The organism is Mycobacterium venezuelense (assembly GCF_054919535.1).
In genome coordinates this window covers 110,635-130,142 of sequence record NZ_JBONDW010000002.1, presented here as the reverse complement: position 1 = coordinate 130,142, position 19,508 = coordinate 110,635, and the positions used below count along the sequence as shown (strand labels likewise).

Below are 19,508 nucleotides of genomic sequence, written 5' to 3'. Positions count from 1 at the left end.
TTCTAGCGCCGCATGTGGGTGCGCTCCAGAAGCGTCACCCGCTGCCAGCTGAACAACGCATAGCGCAGCTTGTCGACCGGGTGGCCCCACAGGTTGCGCTCGCGGGTGCCCGCCTCGGCGGCACCGCCGCCTGCGGCGCCGAGGACAGCCATCAGCGCTGCCATCTCCTCGACGCTCGGCTCACCCCGGAGCACCTTGATGTGGGCCTCGTGGTCTTCCTTGACCTCGTCCGTTGCGGGCACGTCGGCCTGTACCTGATCGCTCACAGTGGCTGAATCGTTCGCGCCGCTCACAGTGGAATGTTCCCGTGCTTCTTCGGCGGCGTCTGCACGATCTTGCGCTCCAGCAGCCGCAGGGCGGTCGCGACGTAGCCACGTGTGTGCGACGGCGGGATGACCGCGTCGACGTAGCCGCGCTCGGCCGCGATGTAGGGGTTGACCAGTGTGTCCTCGTAGGTCTGCTGAAGCTCCAACCGGAGGGCATCAACATCACGGCCGTCCTTCGCCGCTTCTTTGAGCTCAGAGCGGTACACGAAGCCGACCGCGCCCGAGGCGCCCATGACCGCGATCTGCGCCGTCGGCCACGCGACGTTGACGTCGCAGCCCATGTCCTTGGATCCCATCACGCAGTACGCGCCGCCGTAGGCCTTGCGGGTGATGACGGTGATCTTGGCGACCGTGGCTTCTCCGTAGGCGTAGAGCAGCTTGGCGCCGCGGCGGATGATGCCGTTGTACTCCTGGTCGGTGCCCGGCAGGAAGCCCGGCACGTCGACCAGCATCACGATCGGGATGTTGAAGCAGTCGCACGTGCGGACGAACCGCGCGGCCTTCTCCGAGGCGTTGATGTCCAGGCAGCCGGCGAACTGGGTCGGCTGGTTGGCCACGATGCCGACCGGACGACCCTCGATGCGGCCGAACCCGATGATGATGTTCTGCGCGTAGCCGGCCTGGATCTCCAGGAACTCGTCGTCGTCGAGGATGCGCGAGATGACCTCGTGCATGTCGTACGGCTGGTTCGGCGAGTCCGGGATCAGCGTGTCGAGCTCGAGGTCCTCCTCGGTGAGGTTGTCCTCGATCGCGCCCTCGGCCGGCGGGACCGGGTAGTGCGGCGGCTCGGCGTAGTTGTTGGGAGGCAGGTAGCTCAGCAGGTCGCGGACGTAGTCGAAGGCGTCCTGCTCACCGGAGGCGACGTAGTGCGCGGTGCCCGACTTCGACTCGTGGGTGTGGGCGCCACCCAGCTCCTCCATGGTGACGTCTTCGCCGGTGACGGTCTTGATGACGTCGGGCCCGGTGATGAACATCTGGCTCGTCTGATCGACCATGACGATGAAGTCGGTCAGCGCGGGGGAGTAGACGTGGCCACCGGCCGCGGCACCCATGATCAGCGAGATCTGCGGGATGACGCCCGAGGCCAGGATGTTGTTGCGGAAGATCTGGCTGTAGAGGCCCAGCGAGACCACACCCTCCTGGATGCGGGCGCCCGCGCCGTCGTTGATGCCGATCAGCGGACGGCCGGTCTTGATGGCCAGCTCCTGCACCTTGACGATCTTCTCGCCGTAGACCTCGCCGAGGCTGCCGCCGAACACCGAGGCGTCCTGGCTGAAGATGCACACGTCGCGTCCGTCGATGGTGCCGTAGCCGGTCACCACGCCGTCACCAAGCGGACGGTTGGCCTCAAGGCCGAAGTTCTTGCTGCGGTGGCGGGCGAGCGCATCGAGCTCGACGAACGAACCCTCGTCGAGCAGCGCGTAGATACGCTCGCGGGCCGTCAGCTTGCCTTTCGCGTGGACCTTCTCCACGGCGGCTTCGCCGACGGGATGCAGCGTCTCCTCGGCCCGCCTCTTGAGATCGGCCAGTTTGCCTGCAGTGGTGTGGATGTCCACCTGATGCTCGGCGGACGGCTCGGTAACGCTCGTCATGGGTGACGATGGTATCCGCATACATAAGACAGGTCTAAGAGAGGTGCGTGTCACCGGCGTGGTGACTTCATCGAAACCGCTGGTACGCATCTCCGAGCTGGCCTTCGAGGCCAACCTCGCGCCGAGGATCGCCGCGGTGTTCGACGAGCTCATCGAATCGCGAGCGGGCGCACAGCGGGTGCCAGGGGCGGCCGCCGCCATGGCCGTATGCGGTGCCGGCGCGCGTTGGGCGTCGGGACCGACCGTTCGCTGTGGCCCGGCGGGCGGCCTGGTGATGGTGCTCGAGATCAACGAAATGGTCGAGCCAGTTCGATGAAATCGACCATCTCGTCGCTCTCGGGATGTTGTGGCCGATCGCCGAGGATGGTTTGGTGCTGGGTGATGATCGATTCGATCGCGGGCATGCTGCTCGACCGGGCCGGCGACGAGCGGCTGGGCCTGCGCACCCGCGGCCGGGACTGGACATGGGACGCGGTGGTGCACGAGTCGGCGGCCCGCGGGGCGCTGGCTCAAACGTTGCGTCGCGACGGCCCGTTCCACATCGGTGTGCTGTTGGAGAACGTCCCGGATTTCGTGTTCTGGCTGGGCGGCGCCGCACTCGTCGGTGCGACCGTGGTCGGTATCAACCCGACCCGGGGCGCGGCCGAGCTGGCGACCGAAATCCGCCATGCCGATTGCCAATTGATCGTCACCGACGCCGCAGGCGCTGCCCGGCTACGAGACCTCGATCTCGGGCTCGCGCCGGACCGGTTCCTTGTGGTCGGCTCGCCCGAGTATGCGGCCCTGATCGATGCACACCGGGTGACGCCCGCGATCGCGTCCGGCGTTGGCACCGACACCCTGATGCTGCTGCTGTTCACGTCCGGGACGACGGGGGCGTCCAAGGCAGTCAAGTGCAGTCAAGGCAGGCTGGCCCGCATCGCACACACCGCCACCGACAAGTTCGGTCACCGCAGGCAGGATGTCGAGTACTGCTGCATGCCGCTGTTCCACGGCAACGCGATCATGGCGCTGTGGGCACCGGCCCTGTCGGTCGGCGCGACGATATGCCTGACCCCGTCGTTCTCGGCTTCGGGGTTCCTGTCCGACGTGCGGTACTTCGGCGCGACGTTCTTCACGTACGTCGGCAAGGCGCTGGGTTACCTGATGGCCACCCCGGAGCAGCCCGACGATACGGACAACCCGCTCGAGCGCGGATTCGGCACCGAGGCGTCCCCCGAAGATCAGGCCGAGTTCCGCCGCCGGTTCGGTGCCGAGCTGTTCGAGGGGTACGGCTCGAGCGAGGGCGGTGGCGCGGTTGCCATTGCGCCCGACGCACCGGCGGGGGCGTTGGGGCGCCCGGCCCATGCCGGCGTCGCGATCGTGGATCCCGATACGTTGCTTGACTGTGCCCCAGCTGTTTTCGACGAGCACGGCCGCGTGCTCAACCCTGACGACGCGGTCGGGGAGATCGTCGACAAGTTCGGCACCAGAACCTTCGAGGGGTACTACAACAACGACGAGGCCAACGCCGAACGGATCCGCCACGGCTGGTATTGGACCGGTGATCTGGGCTACCTCGACGCCGAGGGGTTCATCTACTTCGCCGGCCGGCGCGGTGATTGGATCAGGGTGGACGGCGAGAACACGTCGGCGTTGACGGTCGAGCGCGTGCTGCGCCGCCATCGCGCGGTGGTCGCGGCCGGTGTGTATGCCGTCCCGGATCCCCGGTCGGGGGACCAGGTGATGGCGGCGATCGAGGTGGCCGACCCCGACGCGTTCGACGCCGCGGAGTTCGCCGCCTATCTGGCCCGCCAAGACGACCTCGGGTCCAAAGGTGTGCCGCGGTTCCTGCGGGTGTCTCGCGATCTGCCGGTCACCGGCTCCAACAAGGTGCTCAAACGCGAGCTGCAACAACAGCGTTGGCATACCCATGACGTCGTGTACCGATGGGCGGGACGCGGGACACCGGCGTATCGGGTGATGGGTGACGATGAGAAGCGCTCGTTGGACGAGGAATTCGCACGCCATGGGAGGCAGCGCTACGTGATGACGTGGGCCAAATGAAGTGGGATGAAGGATGCGACGTGCTGGTCGCCGGATCGGGCGGCGGTGGTGTCACCGGTGCCTACACCGCGGCGCGCGAAGGGCTCGACGTCGTTTTGGTCGAGGCGACCGACAAATTCGGGGGCACCACAGCGTATTCCGGTGGCGGCGGGGTGTGGTTCCCCTGCAACCCGGTGCTGGTGCGGGCCGGCGCCGACGACACCATCGAAGACGCGCTCGAGTACTACCACGCCGTGGTGGGGGACCGGACGCCGCGCGAACTGCAGGAGACGTACGTGCGGGGCGGCGCCCCGCTCATCGAATACCTTGAGGCAGACGCGAATCTGAAGTTCTCCGCACTGCCGTGGCCGGACTATTTCGGCAAGGCGCCCAAGGCCCGTGCCGACGGGCAGCGCCATATCGCCGCGCGGCCGCTGGCGGTGGCCAAGGCGCCGCATCTGCGTGAGGTCGTGCGCGGCCCGTTGGACGCCGACCGACTCGGTGCCGACCAGCCCGACGACTACTTCGTCGGTGGGCGGGCCTTGATCGCCCGGTTCCTCAAAGCCATTGAGCAGTACCCCAATACGTCGCTGCAACTCGACACGGCGGTGGTCGAACTCGTGCGCGACGGCACGCGCGTCACCGGTGCTGTCGTCGAGTCGAATGGGCGCCGCAAAGCGATCCAGGCGCGCCGTGGCGTGCTGCTGGCGACGGGTGGGTTCGAGGGCAACGCGGCCATGCGGCAACGCTACGGCGTGCCCGGTGACGTCGCGGACACGATGGGGCCGTGGGGAAACCTCGGCCGGGCGCACGAGGCCGCGATCGCCGTCGGCGCGGACGTCGATCTCATGGACCAAGCCTGGTGGTCGCCGGGGCTCACCCACCCGGACGGGCGTTCGGCGTTCGCGCTGTGGTTCACCGCGGGCATATTCGTCGACCAGGACGGTCACCGGTTCGTCAACGAGTCGGCTGCCTACGACCGGATCGGCCGGGCGATCCTGCCGCGGCTCGCCGACGGATCGATGACGTTGCCGTACTGGATGATCTACGACGATCGCGACGGCCTGGTGCCACCCGTGAAAGCCACCAACGTGTCCATGGTGGAACCGCAGCGTTATGTCGATGCCGGCCTGTGGCGCACCGCCGACACCTTGGAGGAGCTGGCGGCCGCGATCGGTGTTCCGGCCGACAATCTGAACGCCACCGTGGCGAGGTTCAACGAGTTCGCCGCCACCGGTGTCGACGCGGATTTCGGCCGCGGCGACGAGGCATACGATCGGGCGTTCTCGGGCGGGGCGTCACCGCTCGTCGCCATCGAGAAGGCACCGTTCCATGCCGCCGCGTTCGGCATCTCAGATCTCGGCACCAAAGGCGGATTGCGCACCGACACCGCCGCCCGGGTACTCGACGCATCCGGTGCGGTGATCGAAGGTCTGTACGCGGCGGGCAACACCATGGCCGCGCCGAGCGGAACCGCTTATCCGGGTGGCGGAAACCCGATCGGCACCAGCATGTTGTTCAGCCACCTCGCGGTGAACGACATGCTGGCGCGATAAGAGGCGCGGTCAGCATGGCCGCCAGCATCCCCACGATCTCCTCGGGATCCTCGGGGGTGCGGTCGGCATCCTGAGACTGGCGCTCGCGCTCGGCGATGAGTGCGAACATCGCGGTCGCGACCGCGCTGACCCGGCGATGCTGAAGTCGACGGTCGGGGGTGGGCACGGCATGCGCGAGCGCGTCGAGCACGCGCGGCCACGCCGACTCGCCTGCCCGCTGAGGTTCGGCAGGCAACCGCGGCCGCACGACGTCGAGAAAGCGTGCGTAATGCGTTGCGTCGACATTCACGAGCGGCAGGACCAGAACTCGGAGCAACGCGTGAACATCGGCGCGCTGGCTGTCGCCGAGCTCGCGCAGCATCTGTTCCCGTTCGATCTCCATCGGTAGCAGCCGGCGGGTGACGACGGCGTCGACGAGCTCCTGACGGTTTCGGAAGTGGTAGTTGACCGCGGAATTGTTGCGTTGCCCTGCGGCCAGGGCGATTTCACGTAAGGGCACGTCATACCCGTGCTCGGCGATGAGTCGCTCGGCCGCATCCAGCAGCTCGGCTTTCGCTCGGGATCCGCGGGTCACGGACAGCAATGATACGAGCCGGGTCTTCCAAATTTTAAGCATCTGCGCTTAAATAGTGGGGTGCCGCCGGGGCGCGCTCGAGGAAAGGAAATGCCGATGAGCGATATCCGGGAGATCGACGCGGGCACGGCGATGACGCGATTCGCCCGCGGTTGGCATTGCCTGGGCCTGGCCGACGATTTCCGTGACGGGCAGCCCCACGGCATCGAAGCGTTCGGGACCAAACTCGTGGTGTATGCGGACTCGGCCGGAGCGCTGCACGTTCTCGACGCGTACTGCCGACACATGGGTGGCGACCTGTCGCGCGGGGCCATCAAGGACGACAACCTGGCCTGCCCGTTCCACGACTGGCGCTGGGGCAGCGACGGGAAATGCAAACTCGTGCCCTACGCCAAGCGCACCCCGCGCCTGGCCCGCACCCGGAAATGGCCCACGCACGAAGTCAACGGCCAGCTGCTGGTGTGGCACGACCCCGAGGGTTCCGCGCCGCCACCCGAGCTCATACCGCCGACAATCGAGGGCTACGAGGACGGAATATGGTCGCCGTGGCAATGGAATTCGATTCACATCGAAGGTTCGCACTGCCGTGAGATCGTCGACAACAACGTCGACATGGCCCACTTCTTCTACATCCACCACGCTTACCCGACGTATTTCAAGAACGTCATCGAAGGTCACACCGCGAGCCAGTACATGGAGTCCAAACCGCGGCCCGACTACACCGCCAATCCCGACAAGCTCTGGGAGGGTACGTATCTGCGTTCCGAGGCAACGTATTTCGGCCCGGCCTACATGATCAACTGGCTGCACAACGACCTGGGCCCCGGGTTCACCGTCGAAGTCGCGCTGATCAACTGCCACTACCCGGTCACGCACAACTCGTTCGTGTTGCAGTGGGGCGTGGCCGTGCAGGAGATGCCTGGGCTGCCGGCCGATAAGGCCGCGAAACTCGCTGCCGCGATGGGCCGTTCGTTCGGTGACGGCTTCCTCGAAGACGTCGAGATCTGGAAACACAAGACCCGAATCGACAATCCGCTGCTCACCGAGGAAGACGGCGCGGTGTATCAGCATCGGCGATGGTACGAGCAGTTCTACGTCGACCTCGCCGATGTCACACCCGACATGACCGACCGGTTCGAGCTGGAGGTCGACACCACACACGCGTTCGAACTCTGGCAACAGGAAGTGCAGGAAAACCTCGCGCGGCGCACGCCCGTGAGCTAGTCAGGGATTGCGGTGGTTTCCCGTGCGGACCAACTCGTCGTCGAGGACGTCGATGGCCGGCCACGGCCAAGCGGGATCGCGCGGAGCGGACGTTTGAGACGGCCCGTCGGGTTTCGGCCGGATGCGGGGCGCCTGTCGGCTCGCGCGGCCGACGACGACCAGGCCGATGAGGGCCATCGCCCAGCACGACACCGCCAGGGCGGCGGCAACGGCGACGAGTGATCCGGCGGTCAACGCGGCCACCGCGGCCGCGCCCAGCTGCAGGGACACATGCAGGGCGCGTAGCTGAAACAGCTTGCTTCCCATGCCTTGTGCCTGCAGCCACGAGTAGAGCCCGACGATCCAGCAGTTGGCCGCGCACTCCAGGCCGATGAACGGCACGGCGGTGACAGCCGATGCCCAGGTCTGTCCGAGTATCCACACACCCATGTGAGCGGGCACCACCAGGACGAGCGCGGTGGCCGCGACGGCCAGCGTCGAGGTGATCGACGATGTCTTGATCAGAAGCCACCATTGCGCTCGAGGCGAAGCTTCGGTTCGGCGTACGTGCGGGACGAACACCATGGGCACGGCCATGATGAGCATCATGATGGGGCCGAACAGGCTGCTGGCCCCGCGCAATCCGCCTGCGACGTCCGCACCCGCGATCACCGTCACCAGCCCAGCCGTGGCGGCCGTCGACAGCGCGACCGTCGCGTACGTGGCGCCGAACCGAATCCGGGCCGGCGAGTACATCTTCCACCACGAGCCGATTCGGTCGAGATGGGGTCTGATCGGCGTGCCGGCCACCAACACGGTGGCCGACAACAGGCCGAGCACACCCCAGAGCAGAATGGCGGTCACGACGGATATGCCGGCGCCGGCGATGTTGGCGGCGAACAGCACGGCCATGCCGAATGCCCATCCGGCGTCGGCAACAACGGCGACGAGTGGGCGTCCGCCTGCGATCGCCGGATATCGGGCGACGTCCTGAGCGAGGACGACCGGGATGACGACTGCAAGCGCCACCGCCATCGCGACGTCGCGCGCCGCGAGCCCGACGGCGAGGATCGCCACGATGGCACCCGTACCGGAGACGACCGAAAACGCGGTCGCGTAGCCGCCTTCGGCCAGAATCTCCCGCTTCGACAGATTGCTGACCAGCAGAATCGGCGTACCTACCGCGCCTCGGTTGAACCCGATCCATGCCATCACGATCGCGATCTGCAATGAGACGACACCGAATTCGGACACGGTGGCCACCTGAGCCAGAACGAACAGCAGCAGTGCGTTGCTGGTACTCGACAGGAGCTGATCGAGTGTGGTCAACAGCGCCGCTGAGCCGCCGGCTGGGCGGGTCATCACACGTCCAGGCCCTGGTATATCGACTCCAGTCGGGCGGCCACGCTGTCACTGCTCAACTCGGCTTTTACGGCCGCGGCTCCGCGCTGACCCATCTCCTCGGCTTCGGCCGGGTTGGCCAACAGGTAGCTGACGGCCTCGTGGATCGACTCGGCCGTGCCGCTCACGCACAGTCCGCAATTGTGGCGTCGAACGAAGTCCGCCAGGCCGCCGTCGTCGCGAATCACTACGGGTGTCCCGACCGAAAGGGCCTCTGCGACCGTGAGGCCGAACGGCTCCCGTTCGGCGGGAAGAACATAGACCGACGCGCGGCTCAGGCGTTCGTTGACATCCTCAGGCGGCAACCCCGGTTCTCGGACCAACAGGTTCTCGCCGAAGCCTTCTTCACGTGCGGCGTCGATGACGCGGTCGACGGCCGCTTCGGCGCCCTGGTTGATGCCCACGACGGCGAAACGTGCCTTCATGCCGCTGCGCAACATGTCCAGGGCAGCTTCGGCGAACACCTCGGGATGCTTGCGCTTGTGCAGGCGCGACAGGAACAGCACCTCTGGGATGTCACTCGTCCGGCCATTGCGAGCCGCGGCGTAATCGGATGCCGGCGGGACGCCGTTGGGCAGCAGCTCATAGTTGCAGTCCGGGCCGACGATCTCGATGAGATCGGCATGCTCGCGTTCGTCCAGGCAGAGGATTTCGGCGGCGTCCCTGAGCAGTTTGTTCGTCCACACGCGATCGATGACGGGCGCCAGGCGGTGACTTCGTGCCCGGATCATGCCGTGCGTCTGACAAACGTAGGGAATCCGTAGACGCCGCAGTTGAAGCGCGGCGGGCAGCGTCACGAGGTCACGGCCGAGGTGGACGTGGGCTATGTCGAACTGCGAGGCGTTGGCGTTGATCCACGAACGCATTCTCGGCGCCCATGTCGAGGCAAAGCCCAGACCCGGCACCGAGCCCATCGAAGCGAAGAGTTCCGCGGGCACCGAGCCCAGCTGCGTCGGCCGGTGCGGAAAGCCAGAGGCGGCCGCGGCCACCTTGACGGTGTGGCCGCGTTGATGGAGGGCCGCAGTCTGGTTCATGGCGACCCGGACCGGGCCGCCATACGCTCCGTCGGGAGTTACCAGAGCGACAATATGCAGGATCCTCACCAACGGGAACGCTTACCTGGGTGAGCCCACTGCGCCTCGCGGCAGGCAATGAGCGAATCTTCCTGTCGCGCGGCACCGTTGCCCAAAATCACCCGACCGCGTCCGGTAGGCGTCGACGCCATGGACCGTGCGACGCGGGCTCGTATGGGCATGGCCATTGCCGGATCCGCATCCTGCCGCCTCGCCCGCCCAGCCAAATCCGTTGTGGCGCAGGAGTTAGGGTTGGTGAGCGGGAACAGCGAACGGGGGCCGGGCAGTATCGGGCCCGGCGCGCGCTGCGCCGACTCGTCCGCGGTCCTTTCGCCCTGCCGATTCGCGCGCATGGTCAGTTTGCCGTCGAGCCGGCACACGGTGAACCCGCAAACGCTGAGCGGTCATGCGCACAGATACATTTGAGCCGGATTCGATACGCTGTCGTCGCCAAAATAGCTTTGCTCCCCCTGAGCGCCCCGTACGTATGAATACGTCTTGACCTTGGCACATTCCCACCCTGTCCGCCAGTCAAACAGGCTGTGCCGCGGTGTGTTCGCTTCGTGCAGCGGGTTTTCGGCGACCCCCGTGGTCGAAGTTGCTAGGATGCGAAAACGGATTGCCTTCGCAGCAATCACGGGGGCGGGGGAACGGTAGTGAAAATCCGGCACGGTCGAGTTCGAGTTGGGCCGCTTGACGTGGAATTCGCCGGTGCGCGGGTATGGGTGCTGATCGGCCCCACCCCGGCTGATGCCGGCTCGTACTATGCGGTGCTGTCGCGCATCGCCGAGGGCGGGCCGGCGAACCGCGTCGGACTGCAGCCGCAACGGGACCGGCGGGATTGGCGGTTCGATCCCCGTTTGTCCCCGTCGGTTGTGGCCGGTGACATCGACCTCGACCCGACCGATGTCGACGGGACGATGACGCAGTTGGCGCGCCGAACCGTCGACCAGCCGATTCTTGCCGGCAACATAGGCGGCCACCTGGCGCTCTGCATCGACCACGGGATCGGAGACGCTCACGCGATCGCCGAGATCGCTGCCGCGCTCACGCGGCCCGGCGAGCCGTTGCCCGCTGGATACCTTCCGCCGCAACAAGATCTGAACGTCACCAGACCGCTGTCCAGGGTCGCGTACCGAATGCTCGCGGCAGGTCCGGCCGGCATCGCCCGTGACGTCGCGCACGAGTTGAACGCCGGCCGAGCACGCCGTGCCGCCACGGAAGCAGCCGGCCAGGCGGAGCGCGTGTCCGCAGCCGACTCGACGTCCGGATACTCGACGATCTTCATCCGCAGCCAGCCCGGCTTCCTGCCCGCTGTGCGCGAACTACGCGACGGTCGGTATCGCGGTACCTCGGTTGCGACGTTGGTGTTCTACGCGCTCCGCAGAAGTCTGTCGCAATGCCTTGAGGATGGCGGTGCGCGCCTGGCGCCGACCACCGGTCTGCTGACCGACCTGCGTCGCTACCTTCGCGAGGGAGAGGCCACGTTGGCGAACCTCTCGACAGTCGCTCAGGCGGTTACGCCGCGCGGTCAGACGCTCGCAGAGTTCGGTGCGAGTGTCTCGCGCGCGGCCGGGGCGAACTCAAGCTATCCAGCCACGAGAACGCTTGCGGTGTGTGCGCTGAGGGCGCTGCGGCCGCAGGCCCCTGCACCCGGCTCAGGTGTTGCCGAAGCGCACATCGGCAACATCGAGGTGACGTTCTCCGACGTGTCCAGGCTGCCCTCGTTGCGAAAGTTCCAGTACCGCAGCGACAGTAGTGATCGCATCACTGCGGTGGCATTGCCGCCGGGTGCGCGCAACCAGCTGACGATCGCGCTCGTCACCGTCGGCCACGAACTGCAGCTGACCGCGACGTATTTTCCCGACGTCATCCCGGCCGAGCCGCTTCGGGAGGCGCTGAAGCGGGGGCTGACGTTCGACGTTCTGGCGGCGGTCTGATCTAGGGCCCGAACTCGCAATCCTTGAGCGTCGTGGTGTCGTTGGCGCGAAAGATCGAGATGGTCTGCGTTGCGCTCGGCAGCGCGACGCAACCCTCGATGACAGCCCGAACCGAGGGATCGATGCCGGAGTCCTTGAGGCCGCGGTCGAAGTTGTCGACGAGCTGGCAGCCTTTGATGTGGACGTCGACGGAACCCGCATAGTCGATTCCACCACTGGCAGTGCCGGATTGGCCGCTGTGCGCAACGCGGGCACCGTCGATGAGATGGTCCCTGCCGCGGACATTCACACCGGCGTAACCAGCTTTCGCGAACTCACCGCCTTCGATGACGACGTTGGCGGACGTGCTCTTGAGAGAGACGGCGTGCAATCCGTTGCCCTCGGCGCGGCAGTTGTTCAATACGACATGCTGCGCACGCATCTGGTAGCCACAGACTTTCGGGCCGCCACCCAGAGCGGTGCAGTTGTTGAAGTGGATGTGCCTGCCGAACTCGTGGGTGTCGAATACCGAGTAACTGTCGGGCCCACCCCGGCCGGTCGAGTCGTTCACCTGGACGTGCATCGGACCGCCCCAGTACTCCTTGCCGGGGCGTTCATCGGCCAATGTCGTGAAGATGTGCCGGGTGCCTTGTCCGCTCAGATGATTGGCCACCAGATGGGTCGTCGATCCCGCCGCCGCGAGTCCGTACCCGTAGGAGTTTTCGACGCTCGGCAGGCCGTCGGCCAACAAGCCGTCGACGGCCGCGTGGTAGGCGTCGAGCAAGATCACCCCGCCGGTCATGTTGTGGAGTTCGATATCGCGTACTTGCACGCCCAGCGCCTTTTCGAGCTTGATCGCGTAGGTGTGGCTGACACCCGGTGTGACACCCGGTCCGGATTCGAACCGCAGGCCTGCCAAGACGATGTCGGTGACAGGAGTGACCCGGAAGAACCGGGCGTTGTCGTCTGGCAGGTAGGTGTATTCGAGCGGGGTGTCAACGTGCACGACATCGCCTTCGACGGCGCTGACCTGGCGGATCTCGCGGCAGTAGCCGATGCCGAGCCCTGGGTCGCGGTAGCCGACGATCTCGACGGCCTGCCGCGTCGATTCGAGGCCGATCAGATCGCCTGCCTTGAACGCGTCGCGAAATTCGGGTGGCAATGTGACGAACTGGCTGCCCGCGGGTTGAGCTGTGGTCAGGGCGCGTTTGGACCCTTCCGTACCGCTCGCGTAGAAGACCGCGGTGCCGCGCTGCGCATCGACGGCGTTGACCTCGAACACCGCGCCGGGATCGCACTCGATATGAGTGCCCGATGGCAGCACGATGCGGTTCGATCCGGACTGGCCGCTCTCGCCGATCCGGTAGCGCCCCTTGGGAAAGCGAATCGGGTGCTGCCCGCCGAACTCCTTGACGACGGCCTGGATCGCCGCGCGGACATCCTCGTCGCCGGTGTTGGACACGCCTTGTTCCACCACGTTGACAGCCAAACCGGCCTCTGCCGAACTCACGCCGGGAAACCCGAGCGCGTTCATCGCGTAGGCACCGACAGCGCCGGTGACACCCAGGCGCAGCAGGCTACGACGATCCAAATGCGGCATGCCTCCATCATCGCACTCGTGTTGTGTGAACGCGGGTTTGGCGGGTTGTGGCGAAGCGTCACGCCCGCCGCCGTCTGGACATGTCCGCGGCCCCAGCGCTTTCCGAAAACTGACGGTAGAGTCTGCAAAAGCGGCGGGGGCATACGTAATGCCGCACGGAACGCTGCTTTCCAAAGATCACTCATGAGCGGCACACAGGGGGAGCTATGGCGGCAGATGCCGTTGAATCGAGCTCGTCGGTCGGATACGGCCTGGACAACGGTTGGCACGTCGGATGATTCGTGCGGCAGTAATCACCGCCGGTTTTCCAGACTACCGACGTAACTTTCTCAGCGAACTGCGCGATGCCTTCGCCGAGAACGGCGACGAGCTGGTTTTGGTGGGCGGTGACGTGTACAGCGATCCGACGGTTCGCAGTGCCGACTTTGCCGGCGTGGTCCGATTGCGTAATCGCCACTGGCTTGGCCGCCGAATCCTTTGGCAGCCAGGGGCACTCAAGTACCTCGACGGGCTGGACGTGGTCGTGGTGGACCTGAACCCACGTTCGCTCACCGCATGTCTGGTTCTGCTGGTCAGCAAGGTCAAGCGGACCCGGACTCTGGTGTGGGGCCACATCCTTCCGAGGGCGGGAGCGTCGGCCAGAACGGTCCCGATTCGCCGCGCGATGCGCCGCTTTGCCGACGGCGTGATCAGTTACACGTGGACCGACGCTGAACTGGTACGTACCGAGGATCCCGGTACCGATGTCTGGGTGGCCTCCAACGGCCTCTACCGGGCATCCGACCTGGGCTGGGATGCCACGACGCCGCGCACCGACACCATCTACGTCGGCCGGCTGGAGCCGGCCAAGAAGCCCGAATTGCTGGTGCGTGCCTTCGCGCATGCGCGTGACCGCCTGCCCGCGGACGCGCGGCTGCGGATCGTGGGCGACGGCTCACTTCGAGGCCGCCTTGAGGCGCTCGCGGGCGAACTCGGTATCGCCGCCGACGTGATATTTCCGGGGCATGTCTCCGACCTCGAGAAGCTGCGCGAATTCTATTCGACTGCAGTGGTTTCCGCGTCACCGGGCTATGTCGGGCTGAGCCTGACACAAAGCCTGGGATTCGGGGTTCCCATGGTTGTGGCCGACGACGAACCGCACGCTCCCGAGGTTGAGTTGATGAACGACGTCACGGGTTTGTACTTCACGGCAGGCAGTGTCGAATCGCTGGCGGACAGGCTTGTCGAGGTTTACACCAAACCCGAAGCGTGGGACCACGAAGCCATCGTCCGGATGGTGCGGGACACCTACTCCTCGAGCGCCATGGCGGACGGGTTCCAGCGGGCCCTTCGAGGAATTTCGCAAGATTCCCAGCTGTGACGAAATGTGTCGCGCATCGGCCGAAATGGTCAACGGCGACATGTTTGCCAGATGTGCCGCAGCGCGCGGATGTGTTGGAATCGATTGCGCGGCTGTCGGTTAACCCGATTCTTCGAAATGTGAAGAGGAGCCGAAGCCGGTAATGTGTGACACGTCGTCGGCTCGGCTTCGACGGGGCGCTCATGCGGTGAGGCCGGAGCGCCACAGGGGATTCGTGGGGGGCAGGGGCATATGAGAATTGCGGTACTTGGCACGGGCTATCTGGGGGCGACTCACGCGGCCTGCATGGCCAGCCTGGGGCACGATGTGCTCGGTGTCGATGTGGACGAGGCGAAGCTGGCCAAGCTGCGCTCCGGGGAGATGCCGTTCTACGAGCCCGGCCTGGACGAACTGACACAGGACATGCTCGCATCGGGCCGCCTGCAGTTCACCTCGTCCAACGCCGAGGCTGCCGCATTCGCCGACGCATTCTTCATCGCGGTCGGCACGCCGCAGAAGCGCGGGGAGTTCAGCGCAGACGTATCGGCCATCGACAGCGTGGTGCGATCGCTCGCCCCGCTGATCGACCGGCCCGCGGTCATCTTCGGAAAGTCGACCGTGCCGGTGGGAACGGCCGAGCGGTTCCGACGGCTTGCGCAGGAACTCTCACCGGCCGGCGAGGATCTTGAGCTGGCGTGGAATCCGGAGTTCTTGCGGGAGGGCTACGCGATCAAGGACACCTTGGAGCCGGATCGCCTGGTGCTGGGCACATACCCGGACGGTGACGGCCGTGCCGAAGCGGTTGCGCGGGAGATCTACGGTCAACTGCTGGAGAGCGGGGTGCCGTTCATCACGACGGACCTGGCCACCGCGGAGCTCGTCAAGACATCCGCGAATGCCTTTCTGGCGACCAAGATCTCGTTCATCAACGCGGTCGCTGAGGTATGTGAGGCGGCTGGGGCCGACGTGGTGGAGCTTGCCGACGCGATCGGATACGACCATCGAATCGGTCGCGCCTTCCTCAACGCCGGTCTGGGATTCGGCGGCGGTTGCTTACCGAAGGACATTCGCGCGTTCATGGCTCGCGCGGGTGAGCTCGGAGCCGACCAGGCGCTGACCTTCCTCCGTGAGGTCGACAACGTCAACATGCGCAGGCGCACACAGATCGTGGAAATGACCCGCAATGCCTGTGGCTCGCTGTTGGGTGCGCGCGTAGCCGTGCTCGGTGCGGCGTTCAAGCCGAACTCCGATGACGTGCGTGACTCACCCGCGCTCAACGTGGCGGGGCAGCTGCAGCTGCAAGGCGCTTCGGTGCTCGTCTACGACCCGAAGGCGATGGACAACTCCCGCAAGCTTTTTCCGACTCTGGACTACGCTACCTCGGCCAAGGACGCGTGTGACCGCGCCGATGTCGTACTGGTGCTCACCGAGTGGTCGGAATTCCGCGAACTCGATCCGACGCGGCTCGCGTCAGTCGTGCGCCATCCTCGGGTGATCGACGGCAGGAATTGCCTCGACCCCCAGGCATGGGTCAATGCGGGGTGGGAGTACCGCGGATTCGGGCGCAGGAAGTGTGCCTGATCTGAGGTTGCCGCTCAGCCGGAATCCGGTGCAGCGCAGGCCGGCGCGTCGGGCGATGTTCGCAGTCACCGCCGCGGTGTTGCTGCCGGCAAGCGCGTGTAGCGCGGATGCCGTTGCTCCCGCTGCGAGCTGTCGTGCTGGTGACTATTCGGTTGGACCGCTCGCCGATGCTGGGCAATCTGCCGTCAATCCGGATGTCAAGCGGGTGGCTGTGATCGGAGACTCGTACACGAGCGGTGCGGGCGCCAAGCCGTGGCCCGGTCTGGTGTGGCAGCGTCTCGCTGCCGAAGGCATCAAGGTCGACGCGAACGTCGGCGGCGAGGGCGGATCTGGCTATGTCACACCCGGCAAGAAGGGCACTACCTTCGTCCAACGCGTCGCGGGCACCGTGACCGGGGACGACCAACTGGTGGTCTTCTTCGGCACTCGCAATGACCGTGGCACCGATCCAGAGGTGCTCGCGTCAGCAGTGCACGAGGCGCTGCAGCGGGCGGTACAACGGGCACCGCACGCGCGCCTGCTGGTGATCGGCCCGGTGTGGCCGACGGCGCCCGCGCCGCAGGAGATCGTGAAAGTACGTGACGTGGTGTGCGAACAGGCGCGCGGTGCGGGCGCCACTTTTGTCGATCCGCTGGAGCAGGGGTGGCTCGCCGGGCGTCCGGATCTCATCCAGGGCGACGGCGTCCATCCGAACGACGCCGGCCAGCAGGTCCTTGCCGACAAGATCTCGTCGGTTATCAAGGACCAGCTGGCCGGACCGGTGTCGAACTAAACCCTCAGTGCGCGTTGACCTTGATGGGCGCGCGGCCGCCGCTACTGGTGGCCTGCGATTCTCCGTACACGAAGCCGAGAAGCTTCGCCCGCACCGCCGTCAGGCGCTTGCGGCATTCGGCGAGATCGGAGGTGGACGAGATGCTCGGCCGGACCACCACGACGACACCGTCGGCCAGCCCGACGATGGCATCGGTGCCGGCATTGGCCAACAACGCAGGGGAGTCGACGATTACGTAGTCGAACTGCTCTGCCAGCTCACGAATCAGTGCGCTGAAGGCCGTTGACACGAACAGATCGTCCGGGTGGTCGACGTCTTTCTGGCCCGCACCGAGTACGGCCAGAGTCTGAAGACCCGTGACGCCGCGCTGAACGGCCTCACCAAGCGGAACACGTCCGTGAAGCACATCGGTCAGGCCGGGATGTTCGGTGGCCCCGAAACGTTGATCGACCTGCGGATCGTCGATGTTCGTATCCACGACGACAACCGAGCTGTCGCCCTTGGCCAGAGTCGCCCCGACATTGACCGCAACGGTGGTCTTGCCTTCGCCGGCGCGCGCACTGGTCACGGCCACAATGGGATTCGACTTCTCGTGCAGTGCCAGCATGAGCTGGGAGCGCAGTCCGCGGAATGCTGTGACGGCCGCTGTCGGCTCACCGTCCAGGTCGATGAGACGCCCGTCCTTGAGTTCGTCGTCACCCGGCACGATCGCGAGTGGCTGTGATCCGAGAGCAATCTCCGCGTCGGTGACGTTGCGGATCTTCTTGTTTCTGGCTTCACGCGCCAGGACCAGAAGCGCACCGACAACGAGGCCGATCATCGCCGCCACAATCACATTGACCTGGGTGGTCGGTACCACCGGCGTGCTGGCGACCGTCGCAGGCGTCACCACCGTGAGCTTGCCCGTCGGCTCGTAACCGCTGCCTGGCACCTCGAGGGTGGACACCGCCTTGATCATGGAGTCGGCGATGGCGGCCGTGAACCGCTGGGCGACTTCGGGATTGTTGTCGCGGCCGTAGATGGTCATGAGCACCACCTGCGGGTTGATGTCGACGCCGACGGCTTGGCGGGCTTGTTCGAGCGACCAGTCCAAGCCTGCCGATTCGACTGCGGGCGCGAGGATCGCATCGGAATACAGAAGCTGTGCGTAGCTTCCGACGCGTTCTTGGGACGCCTTGACGGTGTCGTATGCCGTCGGGCTGACGGTACCGCCCGAGGTGATGAACAGCGTTGTACTCGCCTCGTATACCGGCTTCTGCAGCATCGAGATTCCGAGCCCGCCCAGTCCGAAAACAATGGCAGTGCCCAGTATTACGACCCACCCTTTTGCGAGAACCGTAAGAATGTTGCGCGGAGTCGGGCCCGCAACGTTATTAAGCATTTCTTCTCGTCTCCCCCGGGATTTCCCACTTCAGACACTGTGATTGTCCGTGAATGCACTTTCCCGGCAATGACGATACAGCCTCCCGTCGTGTCGCGCTGGTCGAGTACCGGGCCCCGGAACGGTGCCGCCAACTGCGATATTGCCGCCGATCACGGCCATCGTGGACGCGAAACCTGTTCTCCTGCGCCGGGAACCGGGAGCCCTCGAAAAGTAACCGACAAACTGTCATTCGTAGCCAGTGCGGCGCGCCGAGAAGCAATATGCCGGTTAGCGCGATATCGGGCTGTTTGCCTGCGGTTGCTGATATTGCACAGCCCGATTCAGACCCGACATGGGCGCAGATCAGGTTGTATCTTTAGGCCACGCATCGATTTTCGAGCGGTACTTGGGGGACGCTGCAAAATGACTACTGGTTCTCTGCGCGGCCGCTGGCTTGCGGGCTTGCTCATCGTTATCGGGGTGGTGGCTCTCGCCGGCGGGGTGGCGTGGGCGAGTGCGGGCAATCGTGTCGAGACGTCGCCGCCGGCGCGCGTCTCACTCGAGCCGCCCCCGCCGCCGGAACGTCCGGCGCTTGCGGTGCTGGGCGATTCGTTCTCGTCGGGGGCAGGAGCCGACTGGCAGACGGGCTGGGTTCAGCTCGTCGCCGATTCGATGTGCTGGACGGTGTTGCCGGCGTCGAGGCCGCGCGGAATCGGCGCGCAGGGCGGCACGGGCTACACCACCGCGGCCGCGGAAATCGGAAAGCTTCGATACGGCGATCGGGTGGACGCGGTGATGGCGGGTAACCCGCAGATCATCCTCGTGCAGGGCGGAATCAACGACCGCGCTGCGAGATCGGAAGTGATCACCGAGGCGGCGGCTGCGACGTTCCGCGCAGTGAAGGCCAAGTCGGGCGATGCCGAGTTCATCGCCATCGGGCCGGTGGCGCCCCCTGATCCGACCATTCCGCCCGAGGAAGCCGCGCGCGTGTCCGGTGCTATTGCCGCTGCCGCGCACAACGTCGGTGTGCCATACATCGATCCGGTCGCCGAACGTTGGCTGGTCAATCCCGCGATGTGGAGTCCCGACCATACGAACCCGAACCGGGAAGGCTACCGGGAATACGCCCAGCGTCTCGTCGACAAGTTCGTTCAGGCCGGCGTGAAGCCGAGCTGCGGTTAGGA

16 protein-coding genes are annotated in these 19,508 nt (G+C 65.8%); 9 read left to right on the top strand and 7 right to left on the bottom strand.

The window, feature by feature from the left end; translation table 11 throughout:
• Positions 1-2: 2 nt before the first annotated feature.
• On the bottom strand, positions 3-293 hold the full coding sequence (locus ACRCUN_RS03255; protein ID WP_462140230.1) for an acyl-CoA carboxylase subunit epsilon: 291 nt from the start codon (positions 291-293) through the stop codon (positions 3-5).
• The gene (locus tag ACRCUN_RS03250) at positions 290-1,918 is read right to left on the bottom strand and encodes an acyl-CoA carboxylase subunit beta (protein WP_085147060.1); all 1,629 of its coding nucleotides are present in this window, start codon (positions 1,916-1,918) and stop codon (positions 290-292) included. Before ACRCUN_RS03250 ends, ACRCUN_RS03255 begins: the two co-directional genes overlap by 4 nt.
• Positions 1,919-1,976: 58 nt before the next feature.
• On the opposite strand from ACRCUN_RS03250, the gene ACRCUN_RS03245 reads away from it, so the two are divergent.
• The 3 genes from ACRCUN_RS03245 to ACRCUN_RS03235 all read left to right on the top strand — a co-directional run bounded on the left by ACRCUN_RS03245 (position 1,977) and on the right by ACRCUN_RS03235 (position 5,499).
• Complete coding sequence (locus ACRCUN_RS03245; RefSeq protein WP_462140229.1) at positions 1,977-2,234, top strand: hypothetical protein; 258 nt, start codon at positions 1,977-1,979, stop codon at positions 2,232-2,234.
• A 65-nt stretch (positions 2,235-2,299) separates the two neighbouring features.
• On the top strand, positions 2,300-3,964 hold the full coding sequence (gene casI, locus ACRCUN_RS03240) for a steroid-22-oyl-CoA synthetase (RefSeq protein ID WP_462140228.1): 1,665 nt from the start codon (positions 2,300-2,302) through the stop codon (positions 3,962-3,964).
• Positions 3,961-5,499 (top strand): FAD-binding protein, encoded by a 1,539-nt coding sequence (locus ACRCUN_RS03235; RefSeq protein WP_462140227.1) that lies wholly within the window; start codon positions 3,961-3,963, stop codon positions 5,497-5,499. The genes casI and ACRCUN_RS03235 overlap by 4 nt, the downstream gene beginning before the upstream one ends.
• Here ACRCUN_RS03235 and ACRCUN_RS03230 read toward each other — a convergent pair.
• Complete coding sequence (locus tag ACRCUN_RS03230) at positions 5,462-6,073, bottom strand: TetR/AcrR family transcriptional regulator (RefSeq protein WP_462140226.1); 612 nt, start codon at positions 6,071-6,073, stop codon at positions 5,462-5,464. The two genes, ACRCUN_RS03235 and ACRCUN_RS03230, sit on opposite strands and share 38 nt — an antisense overlap.
• A 96-nt stretch (positions 6,074-6,169) precedes the next feature.
• On the opposite strand from ACRCUN_RS03230, the gene ACRCUN_RS03225 reads away from it, so the two are divergent.
• On the top strand, positions 6,170-7,297 hold the full coding sequence (locus ACRCUN_RS03225; RefSeq protein WP_462140225.1) for a 3-ketosteroid-9-alpha-monooxygenase, oxygenase component: 1,128 nt from the start codon (positions 6,170-6,172) through the stop codon (positions 7,295-7,297).
• On the opposite strand, the gene ACRCUN_RS03220 is transcribed toward ACRCUN_RS03225, so the two are convergent.
• Positions 7,298-8,638 (bottom strand): MATE family efflux transporter, encoded by a 1,341-nt coding sequence (locus tag ACRCUN_RS03220; protein WP_462140224.1) that lies wholly within the window; start codon positions 8,636-8,638, stop codon positions 7,298-7,300.
• Complete coding sequence (locus ACRCUN_RS03215) at positions 8,638-9,780, bottom strand: glycosyltransferase (RefSeq protein ID WP_462140223.1); 1,143 nt, start codon at positions 9,778-9,780, stop codon at positions 8,638-8,640. Before ACRCUN_RS03215 ends, ACRCUN_RS03220 begins: the two co-directional genes overlap by 1 nt.
• Positions 9,781-10,448: 668 nt before the next feature.
• On the opposite strand from ACRCUN_RS03215, the gene ACRCUN_RS03210 reads away from it, so the two are divergent.
• On the top strand, positions 10,449-11,690 hold the full coding sequence (locus ACRCUN_RS03210) for a hypothetical protein (RefSeq protein ID WP_462140222.1): 1,242 nt from the start codon (positions 10,449-10,451) through the stop codon (positions 11,688-11,690).
• Between the two features lies 1 nt (position 11,691).
• Here ACRCUN_RS03210 and ACRCUN_RS03205 read toward each other — a convergent pair whose 3' ends face one another.
• The gene (locus ACRCUN_RS03205; protein WP_462140221.1) at positions 11,692-13,269 is read right to left on the bottom strand and encodes a right-handed parallel beta-helix repeat-containing protein; all 1,578 of its coding nucleotides are present in this window, start codon (positions 13,267-13,269) and stop codon (positions 11,692-11,694) included.
• 274 nt (positions 13,270-13,543) lie between these two features.
• Here ACRCUN_RS03205 and ACRCUN_RS03200 point away from each other — a divergent pair, with 274 nt between their 5' ends.
• The 3 genes from ACRCUN_RS03200 to ACRCUN_RS03190 all read left to right on the top strand — a co-directional run bounded on the left by ACRCUN_RS03200 (position 13,544) and on the right by ACRCUN_RS03190 (position 16,961).
• The gene (locus ACRCUN_RS03200) at positions 13,544-14,629 is read left to right on the top strand and encodes a glycosyltransferase (protein ID WP_462140220.1); all 1,086 of its coding nucleotides are present in this window, start codon (positions 13,544-13,546) and stop codon (positions 14,627-14,629) included.
• Positions 14,630-14,860: 231 nt separating this feature from the next.
• Positions 14,861-16,189, top strand: a complete 1,329-nt coding sequence (locus ACRCUN_RS03195) for a UDP-glucose dehydrogenase family protein (RefSeq protein ID WP_462140219.1) — start codon at positions 14,861-14,863, stop codon at positions 16,187-16,189.
• A 205-nt stretch (positions 16,190-16,394) separates the two neighbouring features.
• Complete coding sequence (locus ACRCUN_RS03190) at positions 16,395-16,961, top strand: SGNH/GDSL hydrolase family protein (protein ID WP_462140218.1); 567 nt, start codon at positions 16,395-16,397, stop codon at positions 16,959-16,961.
• A 4-nt stretch (positions 16,962-16,965) separates the two neighbouring features.
• On the opposite strand, the gene ACRCUN_RS03185 is transcribed toward ACRCUN_RS03190, so the two are convergent.
• Positions 16,966-18,342, bottom strand: a complete 1,377-nt coding sequence (locus tag ACRCUN_RS03185; protein ID WP_462140217.1) for a tyrosine-protein kinase domain-containing protein — start codon at positions 18,340-18,342, stop codon at positions 16,966-16,968.
• Positions 18,343-18,747: 405 nt separating this feature from the next.
• On the opposite strand from ACRCUN_RS03185, the gene ACRCUN_RS03180 reads away from it, so the two are divergent.
• The gene (locus ACRCUN_RS03180) at positions 18,748-19,506 is read left to right on the top strand and encodes an SGNH/GDSL hydrolase family protein (RefSeq protein WP_462140216.1); all 759 of its coding nucleotides are present in this window, start codon (positions 18,748-18,750) and stop codon (positions 19,504-19,506) included.
• Positions 19,507-19,508 lie beyond the last annotated feature (2 nt).

What these genes read in the sequence shown, in the direction of transcription:
- ACRCUN_RS03250 (WP_085147060.1), bottom strand. Translation starts at nt 1,918, where the DNA reads ATGACGAGCGTTACCGAGCCGTCCGCCGAGCATCAGGTGGACATCCAC.
- casI (WP_462140228.1), top strand. Translation starts at nt 2,300, where the DNA reads ATGATCGATTCGATCGCGGGCATGCTGCTCGACCGGGCCGGCGACGAG.
- ACRCUN_RS03235 (WP_462140227.1), top strand. Translation starts at nt 3,961, where the DNA reads ATGAAGTGGGATGAAGGATGCGACGTGCTGGTCGCCGGATCGGGCGGC.
- ACRCUN_RS03225 (WP_462140225.1), top strand. Translation starts at nt 6,170, where the DNA reads ATGAGCGATATCCGGGAGATCGACGCGGGCACGGCGATGACGCGATTC.
- ACRCUN_RS03220 (WP_462140224.1), bottom strand. Translation starts at nt 8,638, where the DNA reads ATGACCCGCCCAGCCGGCGGCTCAGCGGCGCTGTTGACCACACTCGAT.
- ACRCUN_RS03205 (WP_462140221.1), bottom strand. Translation starts at nt 13,269, where the DNA reads ATGCCGCATTTGGATCGTCGTAGCCTGCTGCGCCTGGGTGTCACCGGC.
- ACRCUN_RS03200 (WP_462140220.1), top strand. Translation starts at nt 13,544, where the DNA reads ATGATTCGTGCGGCAGTAATCACCGCCGGTTTTCCAGACTACCGACGT.
- ACRCUN_RS03195 (WP_462140219.1), top strand. Translation starts at nt 14,861, where the DNA reads ATGAGAATTGCGGTACTTGGCACGGGCTATCTGGGGGCGACTCACGCG.
- ACRCUN_RS03185 (WP_462140217.1), bottom strand. Translation starts at nt 18,342, where the DNA reads ATGCTTAATAACGTTGCGGGCCCGACTCCGCGCAACATTCTTACGGTT.
- ACRCUN_RS03180 (WP_462140216.1), top strand. Translation starts at nt 18,748, where the DNA reads ATGACTACTGGTTCTCTGCGCGGCCGCTGGCTTGCGGGCTTGCTCATC.